23 protein-coding genes are annotated in these 24,341 nt (G+C 63.2%); 12 read left to right on the plus strand and 11 right to left on the minus strand.

All coding sequences use genetic code 11. From position 1 onward, the window contains the following. Window positions 1-16: 16 nt before the first annotated feature. Genes A9O65_RS13005 through A9O65_RS13015 form a run of 3 tightly spaced genes read left to right on the plus strand, consistent with a single transcriptional unit; the run spans window position 17 to window position 3,778 of the window. Entirely contained in the window at window positions 17-1,090 is a 1,074-nt protein-coding gene (locus A9O65_RS13005; protein WP_064698513.1) for a microcin C ABC transporter permease YejB, read from the plus strand. A 2-nt stretch (window positions 1,091-1,092) separates the two neighbouring features. Further along, the gene (locus A9O65_RS13010) at window positions 1,093-2,178 is read left to right on the plus strand and encodes an ABC transporter permease (RefSeq protein ID WP_064702313.1); all 1,086 of its coding nucleotides are present in this window, start codon (window positions 1,093-1,095) and stop codon (window positions 2,176-2,178) included. After that, window positions 2,171-3,778, plus strand: a complete 1,608-nt coding sequence (locus A9O65_RS13015; protein ID WP_064702314.1) for an ABC transporter ATP-binding protein — start codon at window positions 2,171-2,173, stop codon at window positions 3,776-3,778. The genes A9O65_RS13010 and A9O65_RS13015 overlap by 8 nt, the downstream gene beginning before the upstream one ends. Before the next feature lie 30 nt (window positions 3,779-3,808). On the opposite strand, the gene A9O65_RS13020 is transcribed toward A9O65_RS13015, so the two are convergent. From A9O65_RS13020 to A9O65_RS13030, 3 genes are all read right to left on the minus strand, one after another. Beyond that, a complete protein-coding gene (locus A9O65_RS13020; protein WP_082919927.1) occupies window positions 3,809-4,810 on the minus strand; it encodes a lipid A deacylase LpxR family protein in 1,002 nt (333 codons plus the stop codon). Between the two features lie 190 nt (window positions 4,811-5,000). Next, entirely contained in the window at window positions 5,001-5,702 is a 702-nt protein-coding gene (locus tag A9O65_RS13025) for a pseudouridine synthase (protein WP_064702315.1), read from the minus strand. After that, window positions 5,702-6,517: an amidohydrolase gene (locus A9O65_RS13030; RefSeq protein WP_064698517.1), complete on the minus strand. Its 816-nt coding sequence runs from the start codon at window positions 6,515-6,517 to the stop codon at window positions 5,702-5,704. Before A9O65_RS13030 ends, A9O65_RS13025 begins: the two co-directional genes overlap by 1 nt. A gap of 121 nt (window positions 6,518-6,638) precedes the next feature. Between A9O65_RS13030 and rarD the strand changes: the two genes are divergently transcribed. From rarD to A9O65_RS13055, 5 genes are all read left to right on the plus strand, one after another. Then, a complete protein-coding gene (gene rarD, locus A9O65_RS13035; RefSeq protein ID WP_064698518.1) occupies window positions 6,639-7,547 on the plus strand; it encodes an EamA family transporter RarD in 909 nt (302 codons plus the stop codon). A gap of 12 nt (window positions 7,548-7,559) precedes the next feature. Then, the gene (locus tag A9O65_RS13040; protein ID WP_064702316.1) at window positions 7,560-8,624 is read left to right on the plus strand and encodes an NAD(P)/FAD-dependent oxidoreductase; all 1,065 of its coding nucleotides are present in this window, start codon (window positions 7,560-7,562) and stop codon (window positions 8,622-8,624) included. 70 nt (window positions 8,625-8,694) lie between these two features. Continuing rightward, entirely contained in the window at window positions 8,695-10,407 is a 1,713-nt protein-coding gene (locus tag A9O65_RS13045; RefSeq protein WP_064702317.1) for a SulP family inorganic anion transporter, read from the plus strand. 121 nt (window positions 10,408-10,528) lie between these two features. Next, entirely contained in the window at window positions 10,529-11,800 is a 1,272-nt protein-coding gene (locus tag A9O65_RS13050; protein ID WP_064698521.1) for an ATP-binding protein, read from the plus strand. A gap of 29 nt (window positions 11,801-11,829) precedes the next feature. Then, window positions 11,830-12,369, plus strand: a complete 540-nt coding sequence (locus tag A9O65_RS13055; protein WP_064698522.1) for a response regulator transcription factor — start codon at window positions 11,830-11,832, stop codon at window positions 12,367-12,369. Between the two features lie 117 nt (window positions 12,370-12,486). On the opposite strand, the gene A9O65_RS13060 is transcribed toward A9O65_RS13055, so the two are convergent. Then, window positions 12,487-13,065: a hypoxanthine-guanine phosphoribosyltransferase gene (locus A9O65_RS13060; RefSeq protein ID WP_064698523.1), complete on the minus strand. Its 579-nt coding sequence runs from the start codon at window positions 13,063-13,065 to the stop codon at window positions 12,487-12,489. Between the two features lie 32 nt (window positions 13,066-13,097). Then, window positions 13,098-14,111, minus strand: coding sequence for a beta-N-acetylhexosaminidase (gene nagZ, locus A9O65_RS13065; RefSeq protein ID WP_064698524.1), 1,014 nt, complete (start codon window positions 14,109-14,111; stop codon window positions 13,098-13,100). Window positions 14,112-14,253: 142 nt separating this feature from the next. On the opposite strand from nagZ, the gene A9O65_RS13070 reads away from it, so the two are divergent. The 4 genes from A9O65_RS13070 to A9O65_RS13085 are packed head-to-tail and all read left to right on the plus strand — an operon-like array spanning window position 14,254 to window position 16,898. Continuing rightward, the gene (locus tag A9O65_RS13070; RefSeq protein ID WP_064698525.1) at window positions 14,254-15,105 is read left to right on the plus strand and encodes a prepilin peptidase; all 852 of its coding nucleotides are present in this window, start codon (window positions 14,254-14,256) and stop codon (window positions 15,103-15,105) included. Window position 15,106: 1 nt separating this feature from the next. Next, window positions 15,107-15,736, plus strand: coding sequence for a dephospho-CoA kinase (coaE, locus tag A9O65_RS13075; RefSeq protein ID WP_064702318.1), 630 nt, complete (start codon window positions 15,107-15,109; stop codon window positions 15,734-15,736). 50 nt (window positions 15,737-15,786) lie between these two features. Then, entirely contained in the window at window positions 15,787-16,020 is a 234-nt protein-coding gene (yacG, locus tag A9O65_RS13080; RefSeq protein WP_064698527.1) for a DNA gyrase inhibitor YacG, read from the plus strand. Between the two features lie 2 nt (window positions 16,021-16,022). Beyond that, a complete protein-coding gene (locus A9O65_RS13085) occupies window positions 16,023-16,898 on the plus strand; it encodes a hypothetical protein (protein ID WP_064698528.1) in 876 nt (291 codons plus the stop codon). Between the two features lie 2 nt (window positions 16,899-16,900). Here A9O65_RS13085 and A9O65_RS13090 read toward each other — a convergent pair whose 3' ends face one another. From A9O65_RS13090 to pheA, 6 genes are all read right to left on the minus strand, one after another. Next, window positions 16,901-17,173, minus strand: coding sequence for a hypothetical protein (locus A9O65_RS13090; protein WP_244534410.1), 273 nt, complete (start codon window positions 17,171-17,173; stop codon window positions 16,901-16,903). A 442-nt stretch (window positions 17,174-17,615) separates the two neighbouring features. Then, on the minus strand, window positions 17,616-18,002 hold the full coding sequence (locus A9O65_RS13095; RefSeq protein ID WP_064702319.1) for a histone-like nucleoid-structuring protein, MvaT/MvaU family: 387 nt from the start codon (window positions 18,000-18,002) through the stop codon (window positions 17,616-17,618). Between the two features lie 311 nt (window positions 18,003-18,313). Beyond that, on the minus strand, window positions 18,314-19,990 hold the full coding sequence (gene rpsA, locus A9O65_RS13100) for a 30S ribosomal protein S1 (RefSeq protein ID WP_064698531.1): 1,677 nt from the start codon (window positions 19,988-19,990) through the stop codon (window positions 18,314-18,316). 179 nt (window positions 19,991-20,169) lie between these two features. Then, window positions 20,170-20,859, minus strand: a complete 690-nt coding sequence (cmk, locus tag A9O65_RS13105; protein ID WP_064702320.1) for a (d)CMP kinase — start codon at window positions 20,857-20,859, stop codon at window positions 20,170-20,172. After that, window positions 20,856-23,114, minus strand: coding sequence for a bifunctional prephenate dehydrogenase/3-phosphoshikimate 1-carboxyvinyltransferase (locus A9O65_RS13110; protein WP_064702321.1), 2,259 nt, complete (start codon window positions 23,112-23,114; stop codon window positions 20,856-20,858). Before A9O65_RS13110 ends, cmk begins: the two co-directional genes overlap by 4 nt. 2 nt (window positions 23,115-23,116) lie before the next feature. After that, entirely contained in the window at window positions 23,117-24,208 is a 1,092-nt protein-coding gene (gene pheA, locus A9O65_RS13115; protein WP_064698534.1) for a prephenate dehydratase, read from the minus strand. Between the last annotated feature and the right edge of the window lie 133 nt (window positions 24,209-24,341).

Here is a 24,341-nt window from a genome sequence, read left to right on the forward strand (position 1 = left end):
TGCTTGAGGAGTTGTCGTGGCCGCCTATACCCTGCGCCGCCTGCTGCTGATGATTCCCACCTTGCTGGGAATCCTGCTGCTCAACTTCATCATCGTCCAGGCCGCTCCCGGCGGCCCCATCGACCAGATGCTGGCTCGTTTCGAGGGACTATCCGCACAATCCAGCACCCGCCTCGAGGGTGGCGGCGGAGAGGTGGTCTCGGGCGATGATTCCCGTGGCAGTCGTGGCATGCCGCCGCAACTCATCGAACGACTGGAAGCCCAGTTCGGCTTTGACAAGCCGGCGCCGGAGCGTTTCCTCGACATGCTCGTCGACTACACGACCTTCGATCTCGGCGAGAGTTTCTTCCACGGCACCGCGGTCACGTCCCTGATCCTCGAACGCCTGCCGGTCTCGATATCCCTGGGCCTGTGGACCACCCTGCTGGTCTATCTGATCTCGATACCGCTGGGCATCCGCAAGGCACTCAAGCACGGAACGCGCTTCGACATCTGGACCTCGGGGGTGGTCATCGTCGGCTATGCCATTCCCGGCTTCCTGTTCGCCATCCTGCTGATCGTGCTGTTCGCCGGCGGCAGCTACTGGGACATCTTCCCGTTGCGCGGCCTGACCTCGCCAGACTTTCCCGAGCTCTCGGTCTGGGGCAAGGTAAAGGACTATTTCTGGCATATCAGCCTACCGGTCGCCGCCTCGGCCATCGGCAGTTTCGCCACCCTGACCATGCTGACCAAGAACAGCTTTCTCGACGAGATTCACAAACAGTACGTGCTCACCGCTCGAGCAAAGGGAGCCAGTGATCGTCGCGTGCTCTATGGGCACGTCTTCCGCAATGCCATGTTGATCATCATCGCCGGCCTGCCTTCGGCACTGATCGGCATCTTCTTCACCGGCGCACTGCTGATCGAAGTGATCTTCTCTCTCAACGGCCTCGGCCTGCTGGGCTTCGAGGCCGTCATGCAGCGCGATTACCCGGTGATCTTCGGCACCCTTTATCTCTATACGCTGATTGGTCTGATCCTGAAGCTGATATCGGATCTGACCTATGTGTGGGTCGATCCCCGTATCGATTTCGAAACGCGGGAGTCTTGATCATGCTCGATGCCGCGACATCTCGCTTGTCTCCCATTACGCGCCGCCGGCTTGATGTCTTCCGACGCAACCGACGCGCCCGGATATCACTATGGATATTCATGGCACTGTTCGTGTTCAGCCTCGGTGCCGAACTGGTGGCCAACGACAAGCCACTGTTGATGCAATACCAGGGGGACTGGTATGTCCCGCTGCTCGTGGACTATCCCGACACCGAGTTCGGCGGTTTTCTTCCTACACCGGCGGACTATCGCGATCGCTACACCCGAGAGACCATCGAGGCGGATGGCTGGATGCTCTGGCCGCCCATTCCCTATTCCTACGATACCCTGGACATGGCACTGCGCCACCCGGCGCCCTCGCCTCCGGACGGCGAGCACTGGCTGGGCACCGACGATCAGGGCCGCGACGTCCTGGCTCGGGTGATCTACGGCTTTCGCCTGTCGGTGGTCTTCGCGCTGGTACTCACCGCCGGCTCCCTCGTGCTCGGTGTCGTGATCGGCGGTGTTCAGGGCTATTTCGGCGGCAAGGTCGACCTAATCGGCCAGCGCCTCACCGAGATCTGGTCGGGCCTGCCGGTGCTGTTCCTGCTGATCGTCCTGGCCAGCCTGGTGGAACCCAACCTGTGGTGGCTGCTCGGCATCATGCTGCTGTTTTCCTGGCTGGGGCTGGTCGATGTGGTCCGCGCCGAGTTCCTGCGCGCCCGCAACCTCGAGTACGTCCGTGCCGCCCGCGCCATGGGGCTGCCCTCGCGGCTAATCATGTGGCGCCATGTGCTGCCCAACGCCATGGTGGCCACTCTGACCTTCATCCCCTTCCTGTTCACCGGTGGCATCACCACCCTGACCGCCCTGGACTTCCTCGGCTTCGGCCTGCCCCCTGGCTCGCCTTCGCTGGGCGAACTGGTCGCCCAGGGCAAGAACAATCTCCAGGCCCCCTGGCTAGGCATCACAGCCTTCATGACACTGTCGATCATGCTCTCGCTGCTGGTATTCATCGGCGAAGGCTTGCGGGATGCCTTCGACCCCCGTCATATCCAGCACGCCGGCACGAGCACCACCGACGCGAGGGCCCTGCGCGATGCCTGACCAGCCTCTGTTCCAGCTCGATGACCTGACCATCGCCTTCGACGGCACGCCAGTGGTCGAATCGCTGTCCCTGGAAGTGCAACGCGGCGAGACCCTGGCCCTGGTCGGCGAATCCGGTTCCGGCAAGTCTGTCTCGGCACTCGGCGCACTCGGCCTGCTGCCTTCCAGCGCTTCACTGAGCGGTGGCCGACGGCTCGAAGGCCTCGACCTGGCAAGCCTTTCGCACCGGGAGTGGCAAGCCGTGCGCGGTGGCCGGGTCGGTTTCGTCTTCCAGGAGCCCATGACCTCCCTCAACCCTCTGCATACTGTCGGCAAGCAGATCGGCGAAGTATTGCGCTTGCACCAGGGGATGACGGGCAAGGCCGCACGCCGGCGCTGCCATGAGCTGCTAGAACGCGTTCGCCTGCCGCGCGCCGCAGAGCTTCTCGATGCCTGGCCCCACCAGCTTTCCGGTGGCCAGCGCCAGCGGGTGATGATCGCCATGGCCATTGCCAACGCTCCGCGACTGCTGGTCGCCGATGAGCCGACCACGGCACTGGACGTCACGGTGCAACGCGAGATTCTGGCCCTGCTGGCCGAGCTGCGCGATGAGCAGGACATGGGGATGCTGTTCATCACTCACGACCTCAACCTGGTGCGCCACCACGCTGATCGAGTGTGCGTCATGCACAAGGGACAGGCCCAGGAAACGGGCGTCGTCGATGACGTCTTCAGCTCACCGCAAAGTTCCCATACACGCGCCCTGCTGGATGCCGAACCAAGTGGACGTCCCGCCCCCCTCGCCGCCGCCAGGACGCCTCTGCTCGATGCCCAAGGCATCGCCGTGAGCTTCCAGCGCCCCAAACGTCTCTTCCAGCGGCGCCCCGCTCCCTTCGAGGCGGTCAAACCCCTGGCTCTGCAGATAGCACCCGGCGAAACGCTTGGCATCGTCGGCGAATCCGGCTCCGGCAAGAGTACGCTCGCCCAGGCGTTGCTGCGCCTTGTGCCCTGTCGCGGCACCCTCGATTTCGACGGCACGCGACTGGACCGCCTGAGCGGTGGTGACTTGCGCCGTCAACGCCGTCGCTTCCAGGTCGTCTTTCAGGATCCCTTTGGCTCCCTCTCGCCTCGCATGCCGGTATCGGACATCATCAGCGAAGGATTGCGCTTCCACCACCCTGAACTTGGCGCCGACGAGGTGGAACGTCATGTCCATGGCACCCTGAAGGAAGTCGGTCTGCCCGAGGGCTGCGCCTCGCGATATCCTCACGAATTTTCCGGCGGCCAGCGCCAGCGCATTGCCATCGCTCGCGCGATCATCATGGCCCCTGAACTGGTGGTGCTCGACGAGCCGACCTCGGCGCTGGATCGCAGTGTCCAGGCGCAACTCGTCAGCCTGCTGCGTGAACTGCAACGTCGCCGAGGCATCAGCTATTTGTTCATCAGCCACGACCTGGCAGTGGTGCGCGCCATGGCACATCGGATCCTGGTACTGAAGGATGGTGAAATGGTGGAAAGCGGCGACTGTCTTGCGGTGCTGGAACATCCCGCCACGGACTACACGAAGGCCCTGGTGAAGGCCGCGGGGCTGCAGGAACGTCAGCCGGCCCTGCCGCAATGAACGACTCCCGGTGCTACGGCTTGCCGTTGCCTAGTACCAGAAGGCCAGCGACAGCGAGCCGAAGCTGTCGGATTCGGGCTGTTCCCGAAACTCCTTGGTCCGCCATGCGTGGGTGACGGAAAGCTGCCAGCGATCCCAGTTGAATGCCACGCCGACCAGCGCATCGCCGACCCATTCCTCGCGATCGACGGAATGACTGTCCTCGAAGGTATTGCCATCCAGCAGCAAGTTATGGGCCATGTAGCGCCCTTTCAGGGCCGCAAAGGCATACCAGCCAAATCCCTGATCGGGAAGAAAGAAGGAGCGTCCACCCTGGGCTGGCGCAATCGACGGGATACCGAAGCTACGGCTCAGGTTCTCGCCAAGTCGCACCCCGCCGCCGACCGACCCATAGGTATAGAGATTGCCCAACGCGAACCCCAGGTTCGGCCCGTACTCCACCTCCAATCCATTCAGGTGCTCCCTACCGATCCAGGCCGTCTCGTAGGACAAGTTGAGGATCGGCTCGTTATGCAACTGATACTGCCAGCCTCGGGGCTTTTCGGAGTCGAGCACGTGGTGCAGCTCGCGCTGGATGGTCTCGCCACCAGCGGCCGGCCCGACGATACCGGCATCGAGATTCAGGGTGCGCAGGCGACGCCAGTCATCATGGGGAGTACTGTCGAACAGTGACACGCCCCCCAGCAACACCCCGGCATAGGGACGATCCGATACGTCCAGAGCTTCCTCGCCGATATCGAGAGGCGTATAGATCTGGTGCGAAAGTCGATAGGCCCCGCCATCCAGTTCACCACTGGACCAACCCGGCAACCTATCGGCCAGGTCGTTCAGCCAGTGTTCGGGCGACGTCTGGAAGGACCAGGTGGCTTCAAGGCCATTGGTATAGTGGCCATCCGAGCCACCCGAATAGATGTCGTTCTCGCTCTTGAGCGTGAAGAGCCCGTCGGCATCGGCGGGACTCGCGACCACCACGAGCAGCGCCGACAGCCAAGGGAGTGCGCAATGACGAGAAAAGGCAGGCAAGCGTGACATGCATGGGCTCCGACGGGCTATACATACAACAATGAATGTTAAAAGTTAGAATGTTAACGAATTTCGTCGGGTCGGTCCATGCCTCTCGATGTGAGTTGGGCGGCCAACCGCCAAGATAACGGTATAATGATAGAGAGAAACGCCTGATGGCGAGCGTGGACGCCACATTGCCACCACAGACGCCACCGTTTCAGAACAACGCCACCTCCTCCGGCTCGAGTTCACGCCACTCTCCGGGAGCCAGTGCGTCATCGAGGAGCAGCGGCCCGATGGATTCGCGATGCAGCGCCTCGACATGGTTGCCGATGGCAGCGAACATGCGCCGAACCTGATGATAACGGCCCTCATCGATGACCAGCCTCGCGCGATGGGCATCCAGTATCGTCAACTCGGCAGGCCGGGTCGGTGCCTCGTCCCCCTCCAGCACGATGCCCTCGGCAAAGGCGTCCACCGCCTGCCTGGCCGCATCACCCTCGAGGGGACGCGCCAGTTGGGCCATGTACCCCTTGGCACAACGCCGACGCGGCGAGGTGATACGGTGTGACCACTGGCCATCATCGGTCAGCAGCAAAAGGCCCGTCGTCTCGACATCGAGACGACCGACCGGCTTCAAGCGCTCGGCCTTGGGGACATCGAGCAGATCCACCGCGCGGGGATAGAGGCCACGCCGGGCCGTGCATTCCACGCCTTCGGGCTTGTGCAGCATGATATAGCGCACCCCCACCAAGGAGAGGGACTCTCCCAGCCAGACGACCCGATCGGCCTCTTCCACATGGCGGGCCGCCTTCTTCTCCAGTTCACCATTGACGCTGACTTCACCACGTATCAGAGCACGCTTGGCCAGACTTCGCGTCAGGTCGGTGCTTTCCGCCAGAAAACGATCCAGTCGCATCACTCGCCAACTCCGTCCGACAGGGTGAAATGATCGGCATCGCGCCAGGCGGGAAACTTCTCGCGGAAGGCTTGCAGGTCGTCCAGCGACAAGGTGCCGGTCTTCACGAAGGGCACATCCCTGGGTTCATCGATCAACGCCTCGCCCTTGGCATCGATCAGCATGGAGTCGCCGGCGTAGCCGAGCCCCTTCGCATCCTCGCCGACGCGATTGACGCCGATCACCGGGCACAGGTTCTCCACCGCACGGGCCTGCAGCAGCACGCGCCAGGGATGCCGACGCGGCGCCGGCCAGTTAGCGACGCACAGCAAGGCATCGTATTCGAAGTGTTCGCCGGGGGCCGGCTGCTGGCGCAGCCACACGGGGAAGCGCAGGTCATAACAGACGCTGAGCAGAATCCGGAACCCCTTGAGTTCGACGATCACCCGTTCGTGCCCCATGGCATAACGTTCGTGCTCGCCGGCCATGCGGAACAGGTGACGCTTGTCGTAATTGACCAGGCTACCGTCCGGTCGTGCCCAGAGCAGGCGATTGAAGCACTCTTCCCCCTCGACCACCGCCACACTGCCGGTGATCACGCAGCCACGGCGCACGGCCTGGTCGCGCAACCAGGCAACAGTCGCGCTCTCATCCATGGGCTCGGCCATTTCTCTCGAGTTCATGGTGAACCCGGTGGCAAACATCTCCGGCAGCACGATCAAGTCGGTCTGATCGGCACCGAGATCACCCAGCGTCTCCTCGAGCATTCGGCAGTTGGCATCGGGATCCTCCCAGCGCAGGTCGCACTGCACCAGGGTCGTTCGCAGCTCGGTCATACAGGGACTCCATCGTCGAACGGGACAGTCTTCAGCCTAATCGAGACACCGGCATCGCGCAGCCATGGCATCGAAACGATACCGGCCCTATGATAGGTCGGACATTCTTAGGAAGCTTAACATGCCAAGGACTCAAACCGTTTCCCCCGACGCCGGCAAGGGGGTCGGATTCGGCCTCACCGCCTACCTGATGTGGGGGTGCTTCCCGCTCTTCTTCGCCTTGTTCGAGGGGATCCCCGCCTACGAGGTACTCATTCACCGGGTCCTGTGGTCCTGCGTGTTCCTGGTGGGGCTGGTCACCCTGCTGCGCCGCTGGTCACCAGTCGCCGAGGCCTTGCGCCATCCACGTCGGCTCGGGCGTGTTCTCGCCTGCGCGATATTGATCGGACTCAACTGGGGGCTCTACATCTATGCCGTGGAGAGCCGCCAGGTGCTCCAGGCCAGCCTCGGCTACTTCCTGACCCCGCTGGTCAACGTGACGCTCGGCCTGCTGGTACTGCGTGAACGCATGCGGCCTCTACAGGGAGTCGCCGTGGCCCTGGCGGGCATCGCCATCATCATTCAACTGGTGATGCTCGGCGAGGTGCCCTGGATCAGCCTGGCCCTGGCACTGACCTTCGGAACCTATGGTCTGCTGCGCAAGCAGGTGCCGCTGGACGGCCTCTCCGGCCTGTTCGTCGAAACCCTGCTGCTGATGCCGCTCGGGCTGCTGGCACTGGCCTGGCTCAGTGAAGCCGGCCTGTCCCACTTCCTGGCCAACTACCGCAGCACCTTTCTGCTGATCGCCAGCGGCGTGATCACCGCACTGCCCCTGCTGGCCTTTGCCGGTGCCGCTCGCCGCCTGCGTCTGGCCACCCTGGGCTTTCTGATGTATCTCAACCCGAGCATCCAGTTCCTGATCGCCCTGCTGGTGTTCAACGAGCCCCTGGCGCCAACGCAACTGGCAACCTTCATCCTGATCTGGTTCAGCCTGGCCCTCTACTCCTGGACAGCCTGGCAAGATCGCCCCAGGGAAGCCAACGAAGCCTGACATGGCGAGCTCATGACACGCCGCACCCTACTGCTGATCGGAGCAGGCCATGCCCACCTGCACCTGCTGCGTCATCGTCATCGTCTGCCGGTCGAGCGTCTCGTGCTGGTCGATCCGGGCGGCTTCTGGTATTCGGGCCTGGCCACCGGCATGCTGGGCGGTCGCTGCTCACCCGAGGCCGACCGCATTGATCCTGCCGCCCTGGCCCGTCGCCAGGGGGCCGACGCCTGTCGCGCACGTCTGGTCGGGCTCGATGCCCGGCAGCGCCAGGCGCATCTCGACGATGGCCGGACATTGGACTATACCCTGCTGTCACTCAACATCGGGTCCAGCGTTCGATATCCGACGCCTCTCCCCGATGGCCTCGAATGCTGGCCGGTCAAGCCAATTCCCTGCCTGCTCGCCCTGCGACTGCGCCTTGCGCGCGACTTCTCTCTCGGCAAGACGCTCCGACTGGTGGTGCTGGGTGGCGGCGCCGGCGGCGTAGAAGTGGCCTGCAACCTGCGTGCCCTGGCCAGGTGGCATGGCGCCACCGCGGAGATCATTCTGCTGACCGGGCATAGCGGCCTGCTGAGCCAGGCACCTCCCGGCGCCGTCGCCTGGCTGAGACAACGTCTCGAGGTGCTGGACATCCAGGTAAGACCTCATGCCCAGGCAGCGCCAGCCGATGCCGATCACCTGATCATTGCCACCGGCCTGATCGCCCCGGCCGTCATCGAACGACTGGGACTTCCGGCGCGAGCGGAACGCGGCCTGGTCGTGACCGAAACCCTCCAGAGCCCCGCCACCCCCGAGGTCTTTGCCGCCGGCGACTGTGCAGCCCTGGACGGGTACCGCCTTCCCCGGCTAGGGGTTCATGGCGTCCGCCAGGCACCTGTCCTGCTCGCCAACCTCGTCGCCAGCCTGACGGGCAAGGCACCATCGGCTCGCTATCTTCCTCGGCGATATGCCTTGTCGATTCTCGACCTGGGCGACGGCCAGGGGCTCGCCCTTCGAGGACGCCACTGGTGGGGTGGCCGGCTGGCCCTGCTCGCCAAGCGGTATCTGGATACGCGTTTTCTGGCACGTTATCGCTGACCGACACCCGCGGATCGTTTAGGCTGTCGGAGAATTTGCCCTTCGATTCATTCACCTGCGACTGGCCTGGATGCTCAAGAAATATCTTCCGATACTGACCTGGCTTCCCCACTACACCCGTCGTCTGTTCGGTGCCGACCTGCTGGCGGGCGTGATCGTCACCGTCATGGTGATTCCCCAATCACTGGCCTATGCCATCCTCGCCGGCCTCCCGGCAGTCGTCGGCTTGTACGCCAGCATCCTGCCGCTGCTGGCCTATGCGCTGCTCGGCACCAGTCGCACCCTGGCTGTCGGGCCGGTAGCCATCATAGCGCTGATGACCGGTGCGGCCCTTTCGGGCGTGGCACCGCCAGGCTCGCCGGCCTATCTGGATGCCGCTCTCACCTTATCGTTGCTGTCCGGGGCCATGCTGCTGGTGATGGGCCTGCTACGCCTTGGCTTTTTCGCCAACTTCCTCAGCCACCCCGTGATCGGCGGTTTCCTGTCCGCCTCGGGACTATTGATCGCCATCAGCCAGCTCACTCACCTGTCCGGCATCGACACGGCGGGTTACACGGCCCTGTCACTGCTCACAGGACTGGCCACGCACCTCGATACCCTGCATTGGCCGACGCTCGTCCTGGGGACCGGTTGCCTGGCGTTCCTGTTCCTCCTGCGTCGCTACGGCAAGATGACCTTGACGGCAATCGGCATGCCCAAGGGCCTGGCAACCCTCTGTACCCGAGCCGGTCCGGTCTTCGCCGTTATCATCACGACCCTGCTCAGTTGGTGGCTGGACCTGGAAGCGCGGGGCGTGGCGGTAGTCGGTGATATACCGAAAGGCCTGCCCCCTCTGACCTTCCCGACCCTCGATCTGCCCCTGTGGCAGGAGCTGCTCGTGCCGGCCCTGCTGATCAGCGTGGTCGGATTCGTCGAATCGATCTCCATGGCGCAGATGCTGGCCGCCAAGCGCCGCGAACGCATCTCGCCCAACCAGGAACTGCTCGGCCTGGGAGGCGCCAACATCGCCGCCGCCTTGTCTGCCGGCATGCCCGTCACCGGCGGCCTGTCACGTACCGTCATCAACTTCGAATCCGGCGCCAGAACTCCCATGGCCGGCGCCTTCGCCGCTGTCGGTATCGCCCTGGTCACCCTTGCCTTGACGCCGCTGCTTCGTCACCTGCCCATCGCCACCCTCGCCGCCACCATCATCGTGGCCGTGCTGACCTTGGTGGACATCCCTTTGATTCGACAGACTTGGCGCTATTCACGCAGCGATTTCTCGGCCATGGCGCTGACCATCCTGCTGACGCTCGCCGAGGGTGTCGAAGCCGGTATCATCAGCGGGGTCGCGCTGTCCATCGGCCTCTTCCTGTATCGCACGAGCCGCCCCCACAGCGCCCTGGTCGGCCGCATTCCGGGCACCGAGCATTTCCGTAGCGTCACACGCCACAGTGCCGAAACCTTCAGCCACCTGGCACTGTTGCGCATCGACGAAAGCCTCTATTTCGCCAATGCCCGCTACCTGGAGGATACCGTCTACACCTTGGTAGCCAGCCGCCCGGAACTGGAACACGTGGTGCTGATCTGCTCGGCAGTAAACCTGATCGACGCCTCGGCGCTGGAAAGCCTCGACGCCATCAACGCTCGGCTCAAGGATTCCCGCGTCACCCTGCACCTGGCTGAGGTCAAGGGGCCCGTGATGGATCGCCTCAAGAAGAGCCATTTCCTCGACGACTTGTCAGGCCGCGTCTTTCTCAGCACTTATGCGGCCTGGAGTGAACTGAAACGACAGGAGGCTTGACCCTGCCGGCATCGCCCCCGCCTCCCTGGTCCAAAGGGGCGACATAGCGTCGCGCCCCATGCAAGGCCAAGCCTAGGGTGGATCGGTTATCATCGGGGTCCGTCTCGATCGCGGAGCGTCCATGCAAGCCCCTTTGCCATTACCGCTGTCCACTCCGAACCGTAACCTGGTACGTCTGACCATCGTTCGAGGCATCACCTGGACCGGTTTTCTGATCGGCGTCATCATCGGCATCGCCGGACTCGGCTTCGTGCTGGATATTCCTGCGGTGATCGCCGTGATGGCGGCGATGAGCCTGATCAACATCGGCACCTGGTGGCGCCTCGGGCGCCCCTGGGCGGTGACGCACGGTGAGTACCTCGCCCACCTGCTCGCCGATATCGCGGGTCTTACCCTGCTGTTCTATCTCATTGGCGGCTCCACCAACCCTTTCATCGGTTACTACCTGGTGCCGGTGACCATCGCCGCGGCGACGTTGCCCTGGCGCCACGCTTGGGCGGTCGCCGTCGCCGGCATGGCCGGTTACAGCTTTCTGATGTTCTTCTATCATCCCGTCCCTCAGCTCGGCATGCCCCATGCCCAGAGCTGGGTCAATCTGCACACCCTGGGCATGTGGCTCAACTTCGGGCTTTCGGCGGGGCTGGTGACCTTCTTCATCTACAAAATGGCCCGCGCGCTGCGCAATCGTGAACAGTCGCTGTCCCGTACCCGAGAGTCGGCACTGCGCAACGAGCAGGTGCTCGCGGTGGCGACGCAAGCCGCCGGTACCGCCCATGAGCTGGGCACCCCCTTGTCCACCATGGCGGTACTGCTGAGCGAGATGCGCGAAGATGTCGCCGGCGATGCCCGGCTGGAGAAGGACATCGACCTGCTCCGCGAACAGGTCGATACCTGCAAGGCGCGCCTGCGCCACCTGGTCGACAATGCGGATCGTCGCCGCATGGCCAATCCCGAGGTGCGCGATGCCAAGGAATGGCTGAACAGCGTGGTGCAACGCTGGCTGGTGCTGCGCCCCGATGTCGATCATCACCTCGAGATCGCCGACAAGCGCGGCCAGCCCAAGCTGGCGGTGGACGCCACCCTGGACCAGGCACTGACCAACCTGCTCAACAACGCCGCCGACGCCAACCCCAACGACATTGCCATTCACATGGACTGGAACATCGAGGAAGTGGTCATCGACATTCGCGACCACGGCCCGGGTGTCGCCCTGTCGATCGCCGACCAGCTCGGCGACACCTTCGTCTCCACCAAGAGCAAGGGACTCGGCATCGGCCTGTTTCTGACCCACGCCACCATCAACCGCTTTGGCGGGGGCGTGAGCCTGTACAATCATCCGCAAGGCGGCACCCTGACAGAGGTCAGCCTGCCTCGTAGCGATACCTCGGCCTGAACCGACGCCTGAACGAGGATACAAGGAACATGCAAGAGACACCCCAACGCCTGCTGATCGTCGATGATGACGAAATGTTCCGCCATGTGCTTCATCGCGCGATGACGCGACGCAACTTCGAGGTCCTGGTCGCCCACGACGGCAGCGAGGCCCTTGAGCTGGCACGCCTCCACCAGCCGGAATTCGCGACCCTGGACCTCAAGCTGGAACATGAGTCCGGACTCAAGCTGTTGCCGGAGCTGCTGGAACTGGTGCCAGACTGCCGCATAGTGGTATTGACGGGCTATTCGAGCATCGCCACCGCCGTCGAAGCCATCAAGCTCGGCGCCGTCAACTACCTGTGCAAGCCGGTCGACGCCGACGAGGTACTGACCGCGCTGTCCCGGGAGGAAGGCGACCCGGAGGCCGAAGTGGCGGAAACGCCTCCCTCGATCAATCGACTGACCTGGGAGCACATCCAGAAAGTGCTGCAGGAGCACGACGGCAACATTTCCGCTACCGCCCGAGCGCTTGGCATGCACCGCCGCACCTTGCAACGCAAGCTGCAGAAGCGTCCCGTCCGGCGGTAGTCATCACCGTCCCGTGACAACGCCCGGCGGCTCGAGGTCAAGCCCGGCCACAGCGGAACGGAACGACAACGACAGGGTAACGTCGGCCCCGATGACGAGGCCGACGCCCGACACGCGTTACATCCCCTTCGGTGCGAAGATGCCTGGCGCGTTGCGCCAGTATCCCTTGTAGTCCATGCCATAGCCGAACACATAGCGATCGGCGACCTCGAGACCGCAATAGTCGGCCTTGAGACCCGGCACCGCCTTGCGATCATGCCGCTTGTCCACGAGCACCGCCGTGGCAATGCTCGCCGCACCGGCCTCCCGGCAATAATCGAGAATGGCCGCCAGGGTCGCGCCTTCATCAAGGATGTCGTCGACGATAACCACGTGTCGGCCGGCCATGGGGATCTCCGGCGACACGCGCCAGAACAGTTCGCCACCGCGAGTGCCGCCACGATAGCGAGTGGCATGCAGATAATCGACTTCGAGAGGGAAGCCCAGGCGGGTCAACAAGTGGCCAGTGGTGATCAAGCCCCCGTTCATCACGCAATAGAAAACCGGCAGGCTGTCACCGAGGTCACGGGTCAGTTCGTCGGCCATGCGGTCCAGGGCACGCTCGACTTCCTCCTGGGAAATCAGGCAGTCGGCACTCTCCATGACCTCACGCATGTCGGCCAGGGACGGAAGGGCATCGGCATCGAGTTTAGGCATCGAAGGCTCGTTGTTGCAGTGTCAAGGGAACGTCAGTCGGCGGCCATGGCCTCGAGGCGGGCATGCACGCGACGCCAGCGCGCCAATGCGCTCATGGCATCGAGATCGGGGCGGGCACGAGCGTAACGCAGTCTGCCGCCACGCTTGGACGTCTGCCCCTGGCAGGCTTCCAGCACTTCAAGGGCAGCGGCCCGGTCATTGCAGACCAGCAGGATGTCACACCCGGCCTCCAGGGCCAGCCGAGCCCGCTCGGCCGGTGTGCCGGCGGTGCAGGCCCCGCCCATGCTCAGGTCATCCGAGAAGATCGTGCCCTTGAAGCCCAGGGTCTCACGCAGCATGCCGAGCCAGGCCGGAGAAAATCCCGCCGGTCGATGATCGAAATCGGGATAGACCACATGCGCCGGCATCATGCCATCTAGATGTGTAGCCAGCGCGCGAAACGGCACCAGGTCATGCGCCATCAGAGACGGCAGTGGGCGCTCGTCCACGGGCAATTCATGATGCGAATCGGCAGCGACACCGCCATGGCCGGGGAAATGCTTGCCCACTGCCGCCATGCCGGCTTCATGGAGCCCTTCGACAAAGGCACCCGCCAGCTCGCTGACGACTTCCGGGGAACCGCCAAAGCTGCGATCGCCGATGACCGAGGAAAGGCCGCTGTCGACATCGAGCACGGGAGCGAAGCTCAAATCCAGGCCACACCCCGCCATTTCCATGCCGAGCAACCAACCGGCATCCTGGCAGAGGCGCTGGGCCACCTCCGGGGCGACCTCGTACTCGCGCCCCAGGCGTGACATGGATGGCAGCCGCGTCACCCCCTGGCGCAGGCGCTGAACGCGGCCTCCCTCCTGATCGATGGTCAGCAGCAAGTCGGGGCGAATCCGTCGAATCGACTGGCACAGTTCGCGTACCTGGAGAGCGTCCTCGACATTGCGGCCGAACAGGATAACGCCTCCCACCGAGGGATGCCGGAGCAGTTCCTGTTCCTCGCGGCGCAGCCGTGGGCCCTCAAGGTCCAGCATCACCGGTCCGAGCGTCTGGGTCATGGTCGCGTTCCTGACGAGATGAGGGAGCAGATTCTAGACCATCCCGCCGCGACGCGACAGCCCGTTTCGGCCCGGCGAGGCGGACAACACCACGGCATGACCCGTACAATGGTCGACAGGGACACCACGGAAGGAGATTCCCATGCCCGGCACCCTCCCCTCGCTTCTGCTCTGGCCGCTCGCCGCGCTGCTGGGATTGAGTCTCGGCAGTTTCCTGAATGTGGTCATCACCCGTCTGCCGGTGATGCTGATGCGCCGCTGGCGCGCCGAGGCCCGGGCTGCTCTGTCACTCGACGCCGAGCCATCGCCTCGCTTCGATCTGCTCAGCCCGTCATCGATATGTCCTCGCTGCGAAACGCCCATCGCCTGGCGACACAAACTCCCATTGATCAGCTGGCTCGGACTGCGTGGCCGCTGTGCCTATTGCCGACAGCCGATCAGCGCCCAGTACCCGCTGGTGGAACTCGCCGGAGGCCTCTTCGCTGTCACGATCCTGGCGCTTCAGGGGCCTACGCTTGAAGCCGCCTTCCTCCTCGGCGCCTGTCTGACCCTGCTCGCCCTGGCGGTGATCGACCTGCGGCTGCAGCTTTTGCCGGACATCCTGACCCTGCCGCTGCTCTGGGCCGGCCTGCTCTATCACTGGCTCTTCCAGCCCCTCGGCTTGCCGGATGCCGTACTTGGCGCCATGCTCGGTTATGTGTCGCTGTGGGGCTTTCATGCCCTGTTCCAGCGCGTGACCGGCAAGCAGGGCATGGGCCATGGCGACTTCAAGCTGATGGCCGCCATGGGCGCCTGGCTCGGCTGGCCATATCTGCCCCTGCTGTTGATCCTGGCGGCAGCGGGAGGCGCCCTGTTCGGCCTGACGAGCCAAGCCCTCGACCCCGCGAAGCGTGGCCAGCCCATGCCCTTTGGCCCCTGGCTCGCCCTCGCCGGCTGGATAATGCTGCTGGCCGGTGAGCCCCTGATGGCGTTGTATCTTCAATGGTTCTCATGACATGACCTCAAGACTTCCGATCATCGGTATCACCGGCGGCATCGCCTCGGGCAAGTCGACGGTGGCACGCGCCTTCGCCCGACTCGGTATCCCCTGGGTGGATGCCGACGATATCGCCCGGGAAATCGTTGCACCAGGCGAGCCGGCACTCGACGAGATCCATCGTCGCCACGGCTCCCGAATTCTGCTCGAGGACGGCCAGCTCGATCGCCGGGCCCTGCGGGACATCGTCTTCGCCGACGAAGCCGAGCGTCACTGGCTGGAATCCGTGACCCACCCTCGCATTCGAGCCAGGCTCAACGAACGACTGGACGACTTTCGGCAACGCGAGGTTCCCTACGCCCTGCTGGTCTCGCCGTTGCTGTTCGAGTCCGGACAATCCGAGCTGGTCGACCGCTGCCTGGTCATCGATGTTCCCGAATCCCTGCAGATCGCCCGCACGGCGCGCCGCGACGGTGTTGACGAGTCCCAGGCCCGCGCCATCGTGGCAGCTCAGATGTCTCGCGAAGAGCGCCTCTCCCGAGCCGACGACATCCTGCTCAACGAAGGTGACGAGCAAGACCTGGCCGACCGGGTCGCCGAACTCGATCGCAAGTATCGCGCGTTAGCCGGATTGCCCCCGGCACGCTGATTCGTCATCCTTGTCACAAATCCCTCACCGCAACCCGCGACGAGCCCCCCATGTCCGAGTCCCATACAGACCGCCCCCTCGAAATCGCCTGTCCCCAATGTCGGAAAAAGGTTCTCTGGACATCGGAGAACCCCTACCGCCCCTTTTGCAGCAAGCGATGCCGATTGCTGGACCTGGGTGCCTGGGCGGATGAATCCCATCGTATTGCCGGCGAGACCGCCATGGATGAAACCGATATCGACGCCATGCTGGCCCGAGCCGACCGCGACGACCCGATGACGTGACGATGACCACACAAGCGCCGGAGTACCGGTTACTGGCGAAACTGGAAGCAGCGTTCGACCGCCTGGTGGAGCGCGCAGAAGCCCTGGTCGACACCTGGCGTCTTTCCAACGCCGAAAGCTGGACCTTCGAAACGGCTCCAGCGGATGCCGCCTGGTTGCACCGTGCCTTGCTCGATTTCTGGTATCAGGATGGGCAGGACGGTCGCAGCACTCGCAGCTACATTGGCTTGTTCGCCGCGAACGAGGCGGTCATGGAGAAGCTCGGGGCAGTCAATGCCGCCAAGAAGGCCTTCGCCGAGCAGCTTGCCGAGATACGCCGCGAGGTACCCGGCCTGATCCCGGAGATCAAGGCCGTGCTGCCCTTTCGCCACCCGGCCCTGCATGCACACTTGCACGGTGTCGGCCTGGCGCGGCTCCATCTCAAGCAGTGCTGGCGAGCCATCCCGGCAGCCCCCGCAGAGGTATCCCGCATCCGGCTGGCCTGGTATACCAGCGGACGCTCCATCAAGCGCCTGAGCGTCCGCGACGCTGAACGCATGCTGCTGGCGCTCGATAGCGATGCGGCTCACGTCCGCATCCAGTTACGCACCCTCGCCGGGCTTCCCGACAGCGAGCCCCTGGCCCAGGTCCAACCCCAAGCCCCCTTGATGCGTGCCAACCTGTTCTTTCGCGAACCGCTCGACAACGGCCACTCACGACAGGCAATGAACGTCGCCCTGCCCCTGTTCGTGCCGACGGCCAATGGCCAGCTTCCAGATATCAACCAGCCACCACGACACCCCCCCGAGAAGCGCACCCGAGCGAAACGCAGCGATGCTCGCCTCGAGGACACGCCGCTTTTGCCCAGTCTGCGCATCTATCGATATCGAGACAGGTAGACTCAGGCGATCTTGCCCAACGCCTTCAAGGTTTCCAGGAGGTGGCTGACGCTTTCCGCCGGCTGGGCATAGTCCTGCATCAACGTCTTGAGACGATGCTCGAACATCGCTTCCCGCTCTTTTTGGCGCTCTTCCTCGTCTAATGCCGCCAAGGAGCGGACCGGGGGACCGGTGGGAATATCCAGGGTGTTATCGGGCTGTTCGAGCTCACGCAACGCTTGGGCGAAGGCGTCATCAAGCTCCCGGAACTTGCGCAACTTTTCGCGCTCATCCATGGGTTTTCGTGAATTCTGATATTTCATTCGCTACCGATCGGTTCCAAGTAAAACCGCGACGGGAAGACGACTCCGACCGTTGCCGGCCTGGTGAGGCATGAGTCTTCCAGTGTACTCGCTTGAAAAGCGACTATCATCCGTTGCTGTCAGCCAGCACGAAGCGCGAGAGCACCCGCCCACGACAACGCAAAGGGCACGGCTTCTCTGCTCCGAGAAGGCATCTGTCCCGGCCTTGACAGCACAAGGGACAGTTCAAATAGACACTGAACAAACTATGGCGTTCCCTGCTGACGACCAGGTTCACTTTGCAGGAACACCAGGGAGACATCTCTCAATCGTAAACGAAACAACACTGTCCCCAATGGGCGACAGTGTTGTTCGAAAATCGAGACGCTGTCGCCTTGCCCTGTATTATAACCAGGCAACGGCGATCAAGGCATGATCATTCTTCCACACGAACCAACCAGGACTCGACAGTATCGGCACCGAACTCATCCTTCCATCTCTTGAGCGTCTTCTGGTTGCCACCACGAGTCTCGACGACTTCGCCAGTATTGGGGTTCTTGTAGATCTTCAGCTTGCGCTTGCGACGGCCGCCGCCGCTGGCAGCAGCACTCTTGGAGGCAGTGCCGCCACTGGCCGTCTTGGGACTGAGCAGCTCAATCACATCTGTCGCACTCTTGTCGAACTCACTCATGAGTGCCTGCAGCTTGTTCTTGAACTCCAGCTCCGCCTTGAGACGCTCGTCGTTCTCGAGCTTTTCCAGCTCGGCCTGCAGCTGCTTGAGCTGCTCTTCCTTCTGCATGTAGTTGCTAAGCAGTGAAGACATCTAAATATTCCTTGATTTACGGGATGGGAATTTTCGGGACACTTGTTATTATCGCGTTTAATAACACGATGAGCAACTCTTGCTCTCATGTCGATGGCAAGTCATGGATAGACTTTGCGCTTCGCATCCAGCTTGCGCATAGGATATAAGCATATGGCACAAATAAAAAAGACCGAATGCCCAAGCACAACGTCAATTTTAATGTCCTTTGTCGCCCATATAAGACACCTCAATCTGAAAGCATAAAAAAACACCGCCCCGAAGGGGCGGTGTCGAGATGGGACTCGTCGAAGACGTCTGGCGTCGACGAATCAGTCCTGACCCATCTGCTGCTTGATCAGGTCACCGATGGTAGTCGGGCCATCGCCCTCGGCATCCTGCTCGCGCAGCTTGGTCATGTTGCGACGCGTATCGTCTTGATCCTTGGCCTTGACGGACAAGTTGATCTGACGATTCTTGCGGTCCACACCGACGATGCGAGCCTCGACGCTATCGCCCTCGTTCAGCACGTTGCGTGCATCCTCAACGCGATCAGCGCTGATCTCGGAGGCCTTCAGCACGGCGATGACGTCGGTGGCGAGCTCGACGTGAGCCTCCTTGGCATCAACCTCGACCACACGACCCGTGACGATGGAGCCCTTGTCGTTGACGGCCAGGAACTCGGCAACCGGATCGGTATCGAGCTGCTTGATACCCAGCGAGATGCGCTCGCGCTCGGGATCGATGGACAGGATGACAGCTTCCGCCTCATCGCCCTTCTTGAAGTTGCGTACCGCTTCCTCGCCGCTTTCGGTCCAGGAAATGTCGGACAGGTGAACCAGACCGTCGATGCCGCCTTCCAGGCCGATGAAGATACCGAAGTCGGTGATCGACTTGATGGTACCGGAGACACGGTCGCCCTTGTTGTACTGGGCGTTGAAGGTCTCCCAGGGGTTCGCGGTGCACTGCTTGATGCCCAGCGAGATACGACGACGCTCCTCGTCGATATCCAGCACCATGACATCCACGTCGTCGCCGACCTGAACGACCTTGGACGGGTGGATGTTCTTGTTGGTCCAGTCCATTTCGGAGACGTGGACCAGGCCCTCGACACCCTCTTCCAGCTCGGCGAAGCAGCCGTAGTCGGTGAGGTTGGTGACGGTGGCATGCACCTTGGTGCCTTCCGGGTAACGATCCTTGATGTTGACCCACGGATCTTCGCCCAGCTGCTTCAAGCCCAGAGACACGCGATTGCGCTCGCGGTCGAACTTGAGGACCTTGACGTTGACTTCGTCACCGACAGCCACGATCTCGCTGGGATGCTTGATGCGCTTCCAGGCCATGTCGGTGATGTGCAGCAGGCCATCGACGCCACCCAGATCGACGAAGGCACCATAGTCGGTGAGGTTCTTGACGATACCGATGATCTGCTGGCCTTCCTGCAGCGTGGCGAGCAGAGCTTCACGCTCGGCGCTGTTCTCGGCCTCGAGCACGGCGCGGCGGGAAACCACCACGTTGTTGCGCTTCGGATCGAGCTTGATGACCTTGAAATCGAGTTCCTTGTTCTCGAGATGCGTGGTGTCGCGCACCGGACGCACATCGACCAGGGAGCCCGGCAGGAAGGCGCGGATGGAATCCACGTCGACGGTGAAGCCACCCTTGACCTTGCCGTTGATCACGCCCTTGACGATCTCTTCCTTCTCGAAGGCAGCTTCCAGAACCTTCCATGCCTCGGCGCGCTTGGCCTTTTCGCGAGACAGACGGGTCTCGCCGAAACCGTCTTCAACGGCTTCCAGAGCGACGTGCACTTCGTCGCCGACGGCGATGGTCAGCTCGCCGTTGTCGTCGCGGAACTGGGCCGCGGGAATCTGACCTTCGGACTTCAGGCCGGCATTGACGGTGACCCAGTCACCTTCGATGTCGACGACGGTAGCCGCGACGATGGCGCCCGGCTCCATGTTGATGTCTTGGAGAGACTGTTCAAACAGTTCAGCAAAGCTTTCGCTCATGATGTTCCTACGTGATCAACGTGAGTGCGACCGAAGCCGCTTTCCTCCGCACCACCAGCAAGTGCGGGCCATTTCAGACTACCCTCGGGGATGTTGGCGCTGGTTCGACCTGGACGGGCTCACGGAAATCAAATGCCCATCCACGTCATCACATCTTGCCGAAGGCGCCGCAAGGGAGCTCAGGCATCCGGTATCAGACCCTCTCGGGCCAGCAATGCCGTCAGCCGATCCACCACTTCCGGTATCGTCAGGCTCGTGGTATCCAGTGTGACGGCATCATCGGCCGGCACCAGGGGCGCCACGCTGCGCTGCATATCCCGTGCATCGCGTGCCTGAATCTCCTTTAGAAGACTCGATAGACTAGCATCCACCCCCGCCTCTCGCAACTGCAGGTGTCGTCGCCTGGCGCGCTCTTCCGCCGACGCGGTGAGAAAGATCTTGAGCGGCGCATCCCGGAAGACCACCGTTCCCATGTCACGCCCGTCGGCCACCAGGCCGGGCGCCTGGCGGAAATCCCGCTGACGCTGCAGCAAGGCGGTGCGAACGTCGGACAGCGAGGCGACCCGGGAGGCGGCATCGCCGACCTGCTCGGTCCGGATCTCGCCACTCACATCTCGCCTCTCGAGCAACACCCGACCCTCCCCGCCCTCGGCGAGGAAGACCACGTCGAGCCCTGCCGCAACCTGCGCCAAGGCGGGTTCGTCGTCCAGTGCCACTTCATGGCGAAGGGCTGCCAGGGCGGTGAGCCGATAGAGTGCGCCACTGTCGAGCAGATGCCATCCCAGGCGCTCGGCGACAAGCCGGCTGATCGTTCCCTTGCCGGCGCCTCCGGGGCCATCGATGGTCAGGACCGCGACCTGTTCACTCATGCATCCTCCTGTTGCGCCTCGATGGTCAGCCCCACGCGCCGCGCCAGCTCGATGAAGCCGGGAAAGGACGTGGCCACATTGGCGCAGTCATCGATCGTGATCGACTCACTGGCCCGCAACGCTGCCACCGCGAAGGACATGGCAATACGGTGGTCGCCCAGGCTATCGACGCGGCCACCACCGTAGCTCGGCCCTTCGCCGCCATGACCGATGATGTCGATGCCATCATCGTAAAGCCGGTGCTCGATGCCCAGTACCGCAAAGCCATCGGCCATTGCCTGGAGCCGATCGGACTCCTTGACCCTCAGCTCGGCGGCATCACGCAGCCGGGTCACTCCCTCGGCATTGGCCGCGGCGACGAACAGCGCCGGGAACTCGTCGATGGCCAACGGCACCTGGTCGACGGGAATGTCGATACCCTTGAGCGGCGCATGGCGGATATGAAGATCGGCCACCGGCTCGCCGCCCACCTCGCGCGCGTTCTCCAGGCGCAAGTCGGCCCCCATCAGGCGCAGGATGTTGATCACGCCGATGCGCGTCGGATTGACACCGACATGCTCGAGCACCAGATCGGCACCCGGCGTGATCGCCGCGGCGACCAGGAAGAAGGTTGCCGAGGAAATATCGGACGGCACATCGATGGGCGACGCGGTAAGCTTGCCACCGCCCTCGAGCCAGCAGGTGTCGCCCTCACGTTCCACCCGGTAACCGAAGCCGCCCAGCATGCGTTCGGTATGATCGCGTGTCGGCGCCGGCTCACGCACTCGCGTCTCGCCCTCGGCATAAAGGCCGGCGAGCAACAGGCAGGACTTCACCTGGGCACTGGCCATCGGCATGTCGTAGGTGATGCCCTTGAGCGCCTGCCCCCCCCGCAGCTTGAGCGGCGGACGCCCCCCCTCGGCCGTCTCGATCACCGCGCCCATCTCGCGCAGCGGGTCAGCAACCCGGCCCATGGGCCGCTTGGTCAGCGAAACGTCGCCGGTCAGCTCGGTATCGAATGCCTGACCGGCCAGCAAGCCGGCGAAGAGGCGCATGGCGGTCCCGGCGTTGCCGACATAGAGCGGCCCCGACGGCGCCTGCAGGCCATGCAACCCGACCCCGTGAATCGTCACGCGCCCCTGGTGCGGCCCCTCAATGGCAACACCCATCTCGCGGAATGCCTGCAGGGTAGCCAGACTGTCTTCACCTTCGAGAAAGCCCGACACTTCCGTGACACCTTCCGCCAGGGCGCCCAGCATGATGGCACGGTGGGAGATCGACTTGTCGCCGGGCACGCGAATGCGCCCCCGCACGTCACCGCCGGGGCCGGCCCGGTAGCACAACGTCGTTTGTTCTTGCATTTGATACTCCGCCTGGTAACTGCTCTGGTTCAATAGAGAATCGAAGTAGTGTCGGGCATGACTGGCGCGATCGAAGGTCGACAGCATGGCATCGGCATCACCGTCGCTGACGGCTTGCCGCAGGCGAGCGAGCCCCGCTTCGAAATCATCGAGGGCAGCCAGCACCGCTTGGCGATTGGCGGTGAAGATATCGCGCCACATGACAGGGTCGCTGCCGGCGATGCGTGTGAAGTCGCGAAAGCCGCCGGCGGCGTAACGAAATATCTCGAGCCGCTCATCCTGACGCGCCAGGGTATCCACCAGCGAAAAGGCCAGCAGATGCGGCAGATGGCTGGTGCGCGCCAGGACCTGGTCGTGGCGCTCCACTTCCATCTCCAGCACCTCGGCACCGGTCGCCTGCCACAGGGACCTTACCCGGGCCACGGCGCGCCGGTTGGTAGTCGCCATCGGTGTCAGGATCACCTTATGCTGTGCATAGAGGTGTGGGTCGGACGCCGCCACTCCGCTCTTCTCGGAGCCCGCGATGGGATGACCGAGCACCAGGTTGACCGGCAGGCGACCGAACGCCGCTTCCGCCGCCTCGCGAATGACGCCCTTGGTACTGCCTACATCGGTGATCACCACGGACGGATCATCGGCCACGCCTTGCTCCGCCAAGGTTTCGAGCACCTCGCGCATGGCCAGCACCGGCACCGCCAGCACGATCATGCTGACCCCATCGAGCAGCATTGCCAGGTGCGTGTCTCCCCGTTCGATCAAGCCCATCTCGACGCCCCGAGCGATCTCGTCGGCATCCGGATCGCAGGCCAGCACTTCCCCTTCGAAGCCAGCGTCACGCAAGGCAGCCGCCAGAGAGCCGCCGATCAAGCCGAGCCCCACGATCAGCAGTCGGGACTCACGAACCTCATGCGCCATGCCTAGAGCACGCCCATCGGGAAGGAACCGAGCACCTTGAGCTCGGCGGCCCGTACCTGGACTTCCTCGAGCACCGCAGCGACACGCGGTTCGTCGCGATGCCCCTTGAAGTCGATGAAGAAGACATAATTCCAGACACCGCTGCGCGACGGCCGGGTTTCCAGGCGTGTCAGATCGATCTGGTGGCGGTGAAAGGGCTCGAGCAGGTCATGCAGCGCCCCCGGCTGATTGCGCATGGCCACCACGATCGAAGTCTTGTCGTCGCCGGACATCGGCACGTCCTGATTGCCGATGATCAGAAAGCGCGTGGAGTTGTCGGGCCGATCCTCGATCTTCTCGGCGACACGCGTCAGGCCATAAAGCTTGGCGGCCATGTCACCGGCGATGGCAGCACTGTGCCACTCGGTCTTGACCAGCCTGGCCGCCTCGGCATTGGACGACACTGGCACGCGCTCGGCCTGCGGATAATGGGCGTCCAGCCACTTGCGGCACTGCGCGAAGGACTGGGGATGCGAATAGATCCGCGACACCTTGTCACGACGCGTATTGTCGGACACCAGCAGGTGATGGTGAATGCGCAGCACGACTTCACCGCAGATGCGCATGCTCGAATCCATGAAGGAATCCAGGGTGTGATTGATCACCCCCTCGGTGGAATTTTCCACCGGCACCACACCGTAATTGACGGCACCGGCCTCCACTTCGCGGAAGACCTCGTCGATGGCCGCCATCGGCAGGCTGATCGCGCTTTCGCCGAAATGCTTGAGCGAGGCCTGCTGGGTGAAGGTGCCCTCCGGGCCCAGATAGGCCACCTTGATCGGCTGCTCCAGCGCCAGGCAGGCGGACATGATCTCACGAAACAGCCGCGCCATTTCCTCGCTGTCCAGCGGGCCGTCGTTGAGTTCCATGATGCGACGCAGCACCTGGGCCTCACGCTCGGGACGATAGAACACCGCCTGGGGATCGTCCTTCGTCTTGGTCTCGGCCACGCTACGGGCACATTCGGCGCGCTCGCTGATCAAGCGCATGATATCGGAATCGAGCTGGTCGATGCGCTGACGCAGCCCTTCGAGGTCCTTGGGGGTGTCGCTCATCGGTTTCCCCTGATTATCAAATTCTTGCCTATACCAGCCGTAAGCCGTAAGCCGTAAGCCGTAAGCCGTAAGCCGGCCAGAAAATACCCCCGAAACTTCCGGGACAAGGTTTTTTGTTTTTCTTACAGCTTAA

Source organism: Halomonas caseinilytica (genome assembly GCF_001662305.1).
Lineage (GTDB): Bacteria > Pseudomonadota > Gammaproteobacteria > Pseudomonadales > Halomonadaceae > Halomonas > Halomonas caseinilytica.

Coding starts and splice junctions, on each gene's coding strand:
- rarD (WP_064698518.1), top strand. CDS start 6,639: ATGCCAAGGACTCAAACCGTTTCCCCCGACGCCGGCAAGGGGGTCGGA.
- A9O65_RS13040 (WP_064702316.1), top strand. CDS start 7,560: ATGACACGCCGCACCCTACTGCTGATCGGAGCAGGCCATGCCCACCTG.
- A9O65_RS13095 (WP_064702319.1), bottom strand. CDS start 18,002: ATGTCTTCACTGCTTAGCAACTACATGCAGAAGGAAGAGCAGCTCAAG.
- A9O65_RS13085 (WP_064698528.1), top strand. CDS start 16,023: ATGACCACACAAGCGCCGGAGTACCGGTTACTGGCGAAACTGGAAGCA.
- pheA (WP_064698534.1), bottom strand. CDS start 24,208: ATGAGCGACACCCCCAAGGACCTCGAAGGGCTGCGTCAGCGCATCGAC.
- A9O65_RS13020 (WP_082919927.1), bottom strand. CDS start 4,810: ATGTCACGCTTGCCTGCCTTTTCTCGTCATTGCGCACTCCCTTGGCTG.
- A9O65_RS13030 (WP_064698517.1), bottom strand. CDS start 6,517: ATGACCGAGCTGCGAACGACCCTGGTGCAGTGCGACCTGCGCTGGGAG.
- A9O65_RS13050 (WP_064698521.1), top strand. CDS start 10,529: ATGCAAGCCCCTTTGCCATTACCGCTGTCCACTCCGAACCGTAACCTG.
- A9O65_RS13060 (WP_064698523.1), bottom strand. CDS start 13,065: ATGCCTAAACTCGATGCCGATGCCCTTCCGTCCCTGGCCGACATGCGT.
- yacG (WP_064698527.1), top strand. CDS start 15,787: ATGTCCGAGTCCCATACAGACCGCCCCCTCGAAATCGCCTGTCCCCAA.
- A9O65_RS13010 (WP_064702313.1), top strand. CDS start 1,093: ATGCTCGATGCCGCGACATCTCGCTTGTCTCCCATTACGCGCCGCCGG.
- A9O65_RS13110 (WP_064702321.1), bottom strand. CDS start 23,114: ATGGCGCATGAGGTTCGTGAGTCCCGACTGCTGATCGTGGGGCTCGGC.
- A9O65_RS13025 (WP_064702315.1), bottom strand. CDS start 5,702: ATGCGACTGGATCGTTTTCTGGCGGAAAGCACCGACCTGACGCGAAGT.
- cmk (WP_064702320.1), bottom strand. CDS start 20,859: ATGAGTGAACAGGTCGCGGTCCTGACCATCGATGGCCCCGGAGGCGCC.
- rpsA (WP_064698531.1), bottom strand. CDS start 19,990: ATGAGCGAAAGCTTTGCTGAACTGTTTGAACAGTCTCTCCAAGACATC.
- coaE (WP_064702318.1), top strand. CDS start 15,107: ATGACCTCAAGACTTCCGATCATCGGTATCACCGGCGGCATCGCCTCG.
- A9O65_RS13070 (WP_064698525.1), top strand. CDS start 14,254: ATGCCCGGCACCCTCCCCTCGCTTCTGCTCTGGCCGCTCGCCGCGCTG.
- A9O65_RS13015 (WP_064702314.1), top strand. CDS start 2,171: ATGCCTGACCAGCCTCTGTTCCAGCTCGATGACCTGACCATCGCCTTC.
- A9O65_RS13045 (WP_064702317.1), top strand. CDS start 8,695: ATGCTCAAGAAATATCTTCCGATACTGACCTGGCTTCCCCACTACACC.
- A9O65_RS13090 (WP_244534410.1), bottom strand. CDS start 17,173: ATGGATGAGCGCGAAAAGTTGCGCAAGTTCCGGGAGCTTGATGACGCC.
- nagZ (WP_064698524.1), bottom strand. CDS start 14,111: ATGACCCAGACGCTCGGACCGGTGATGCTGGACCTTGAGGGCCCACGG.
- A9O65_RS13055 (WP_064698522.1), top strand. CDS start 11,830: ATGCAAGAGACACCCCAACGCCTGCTGATCGTCGATGATGACGAAATG.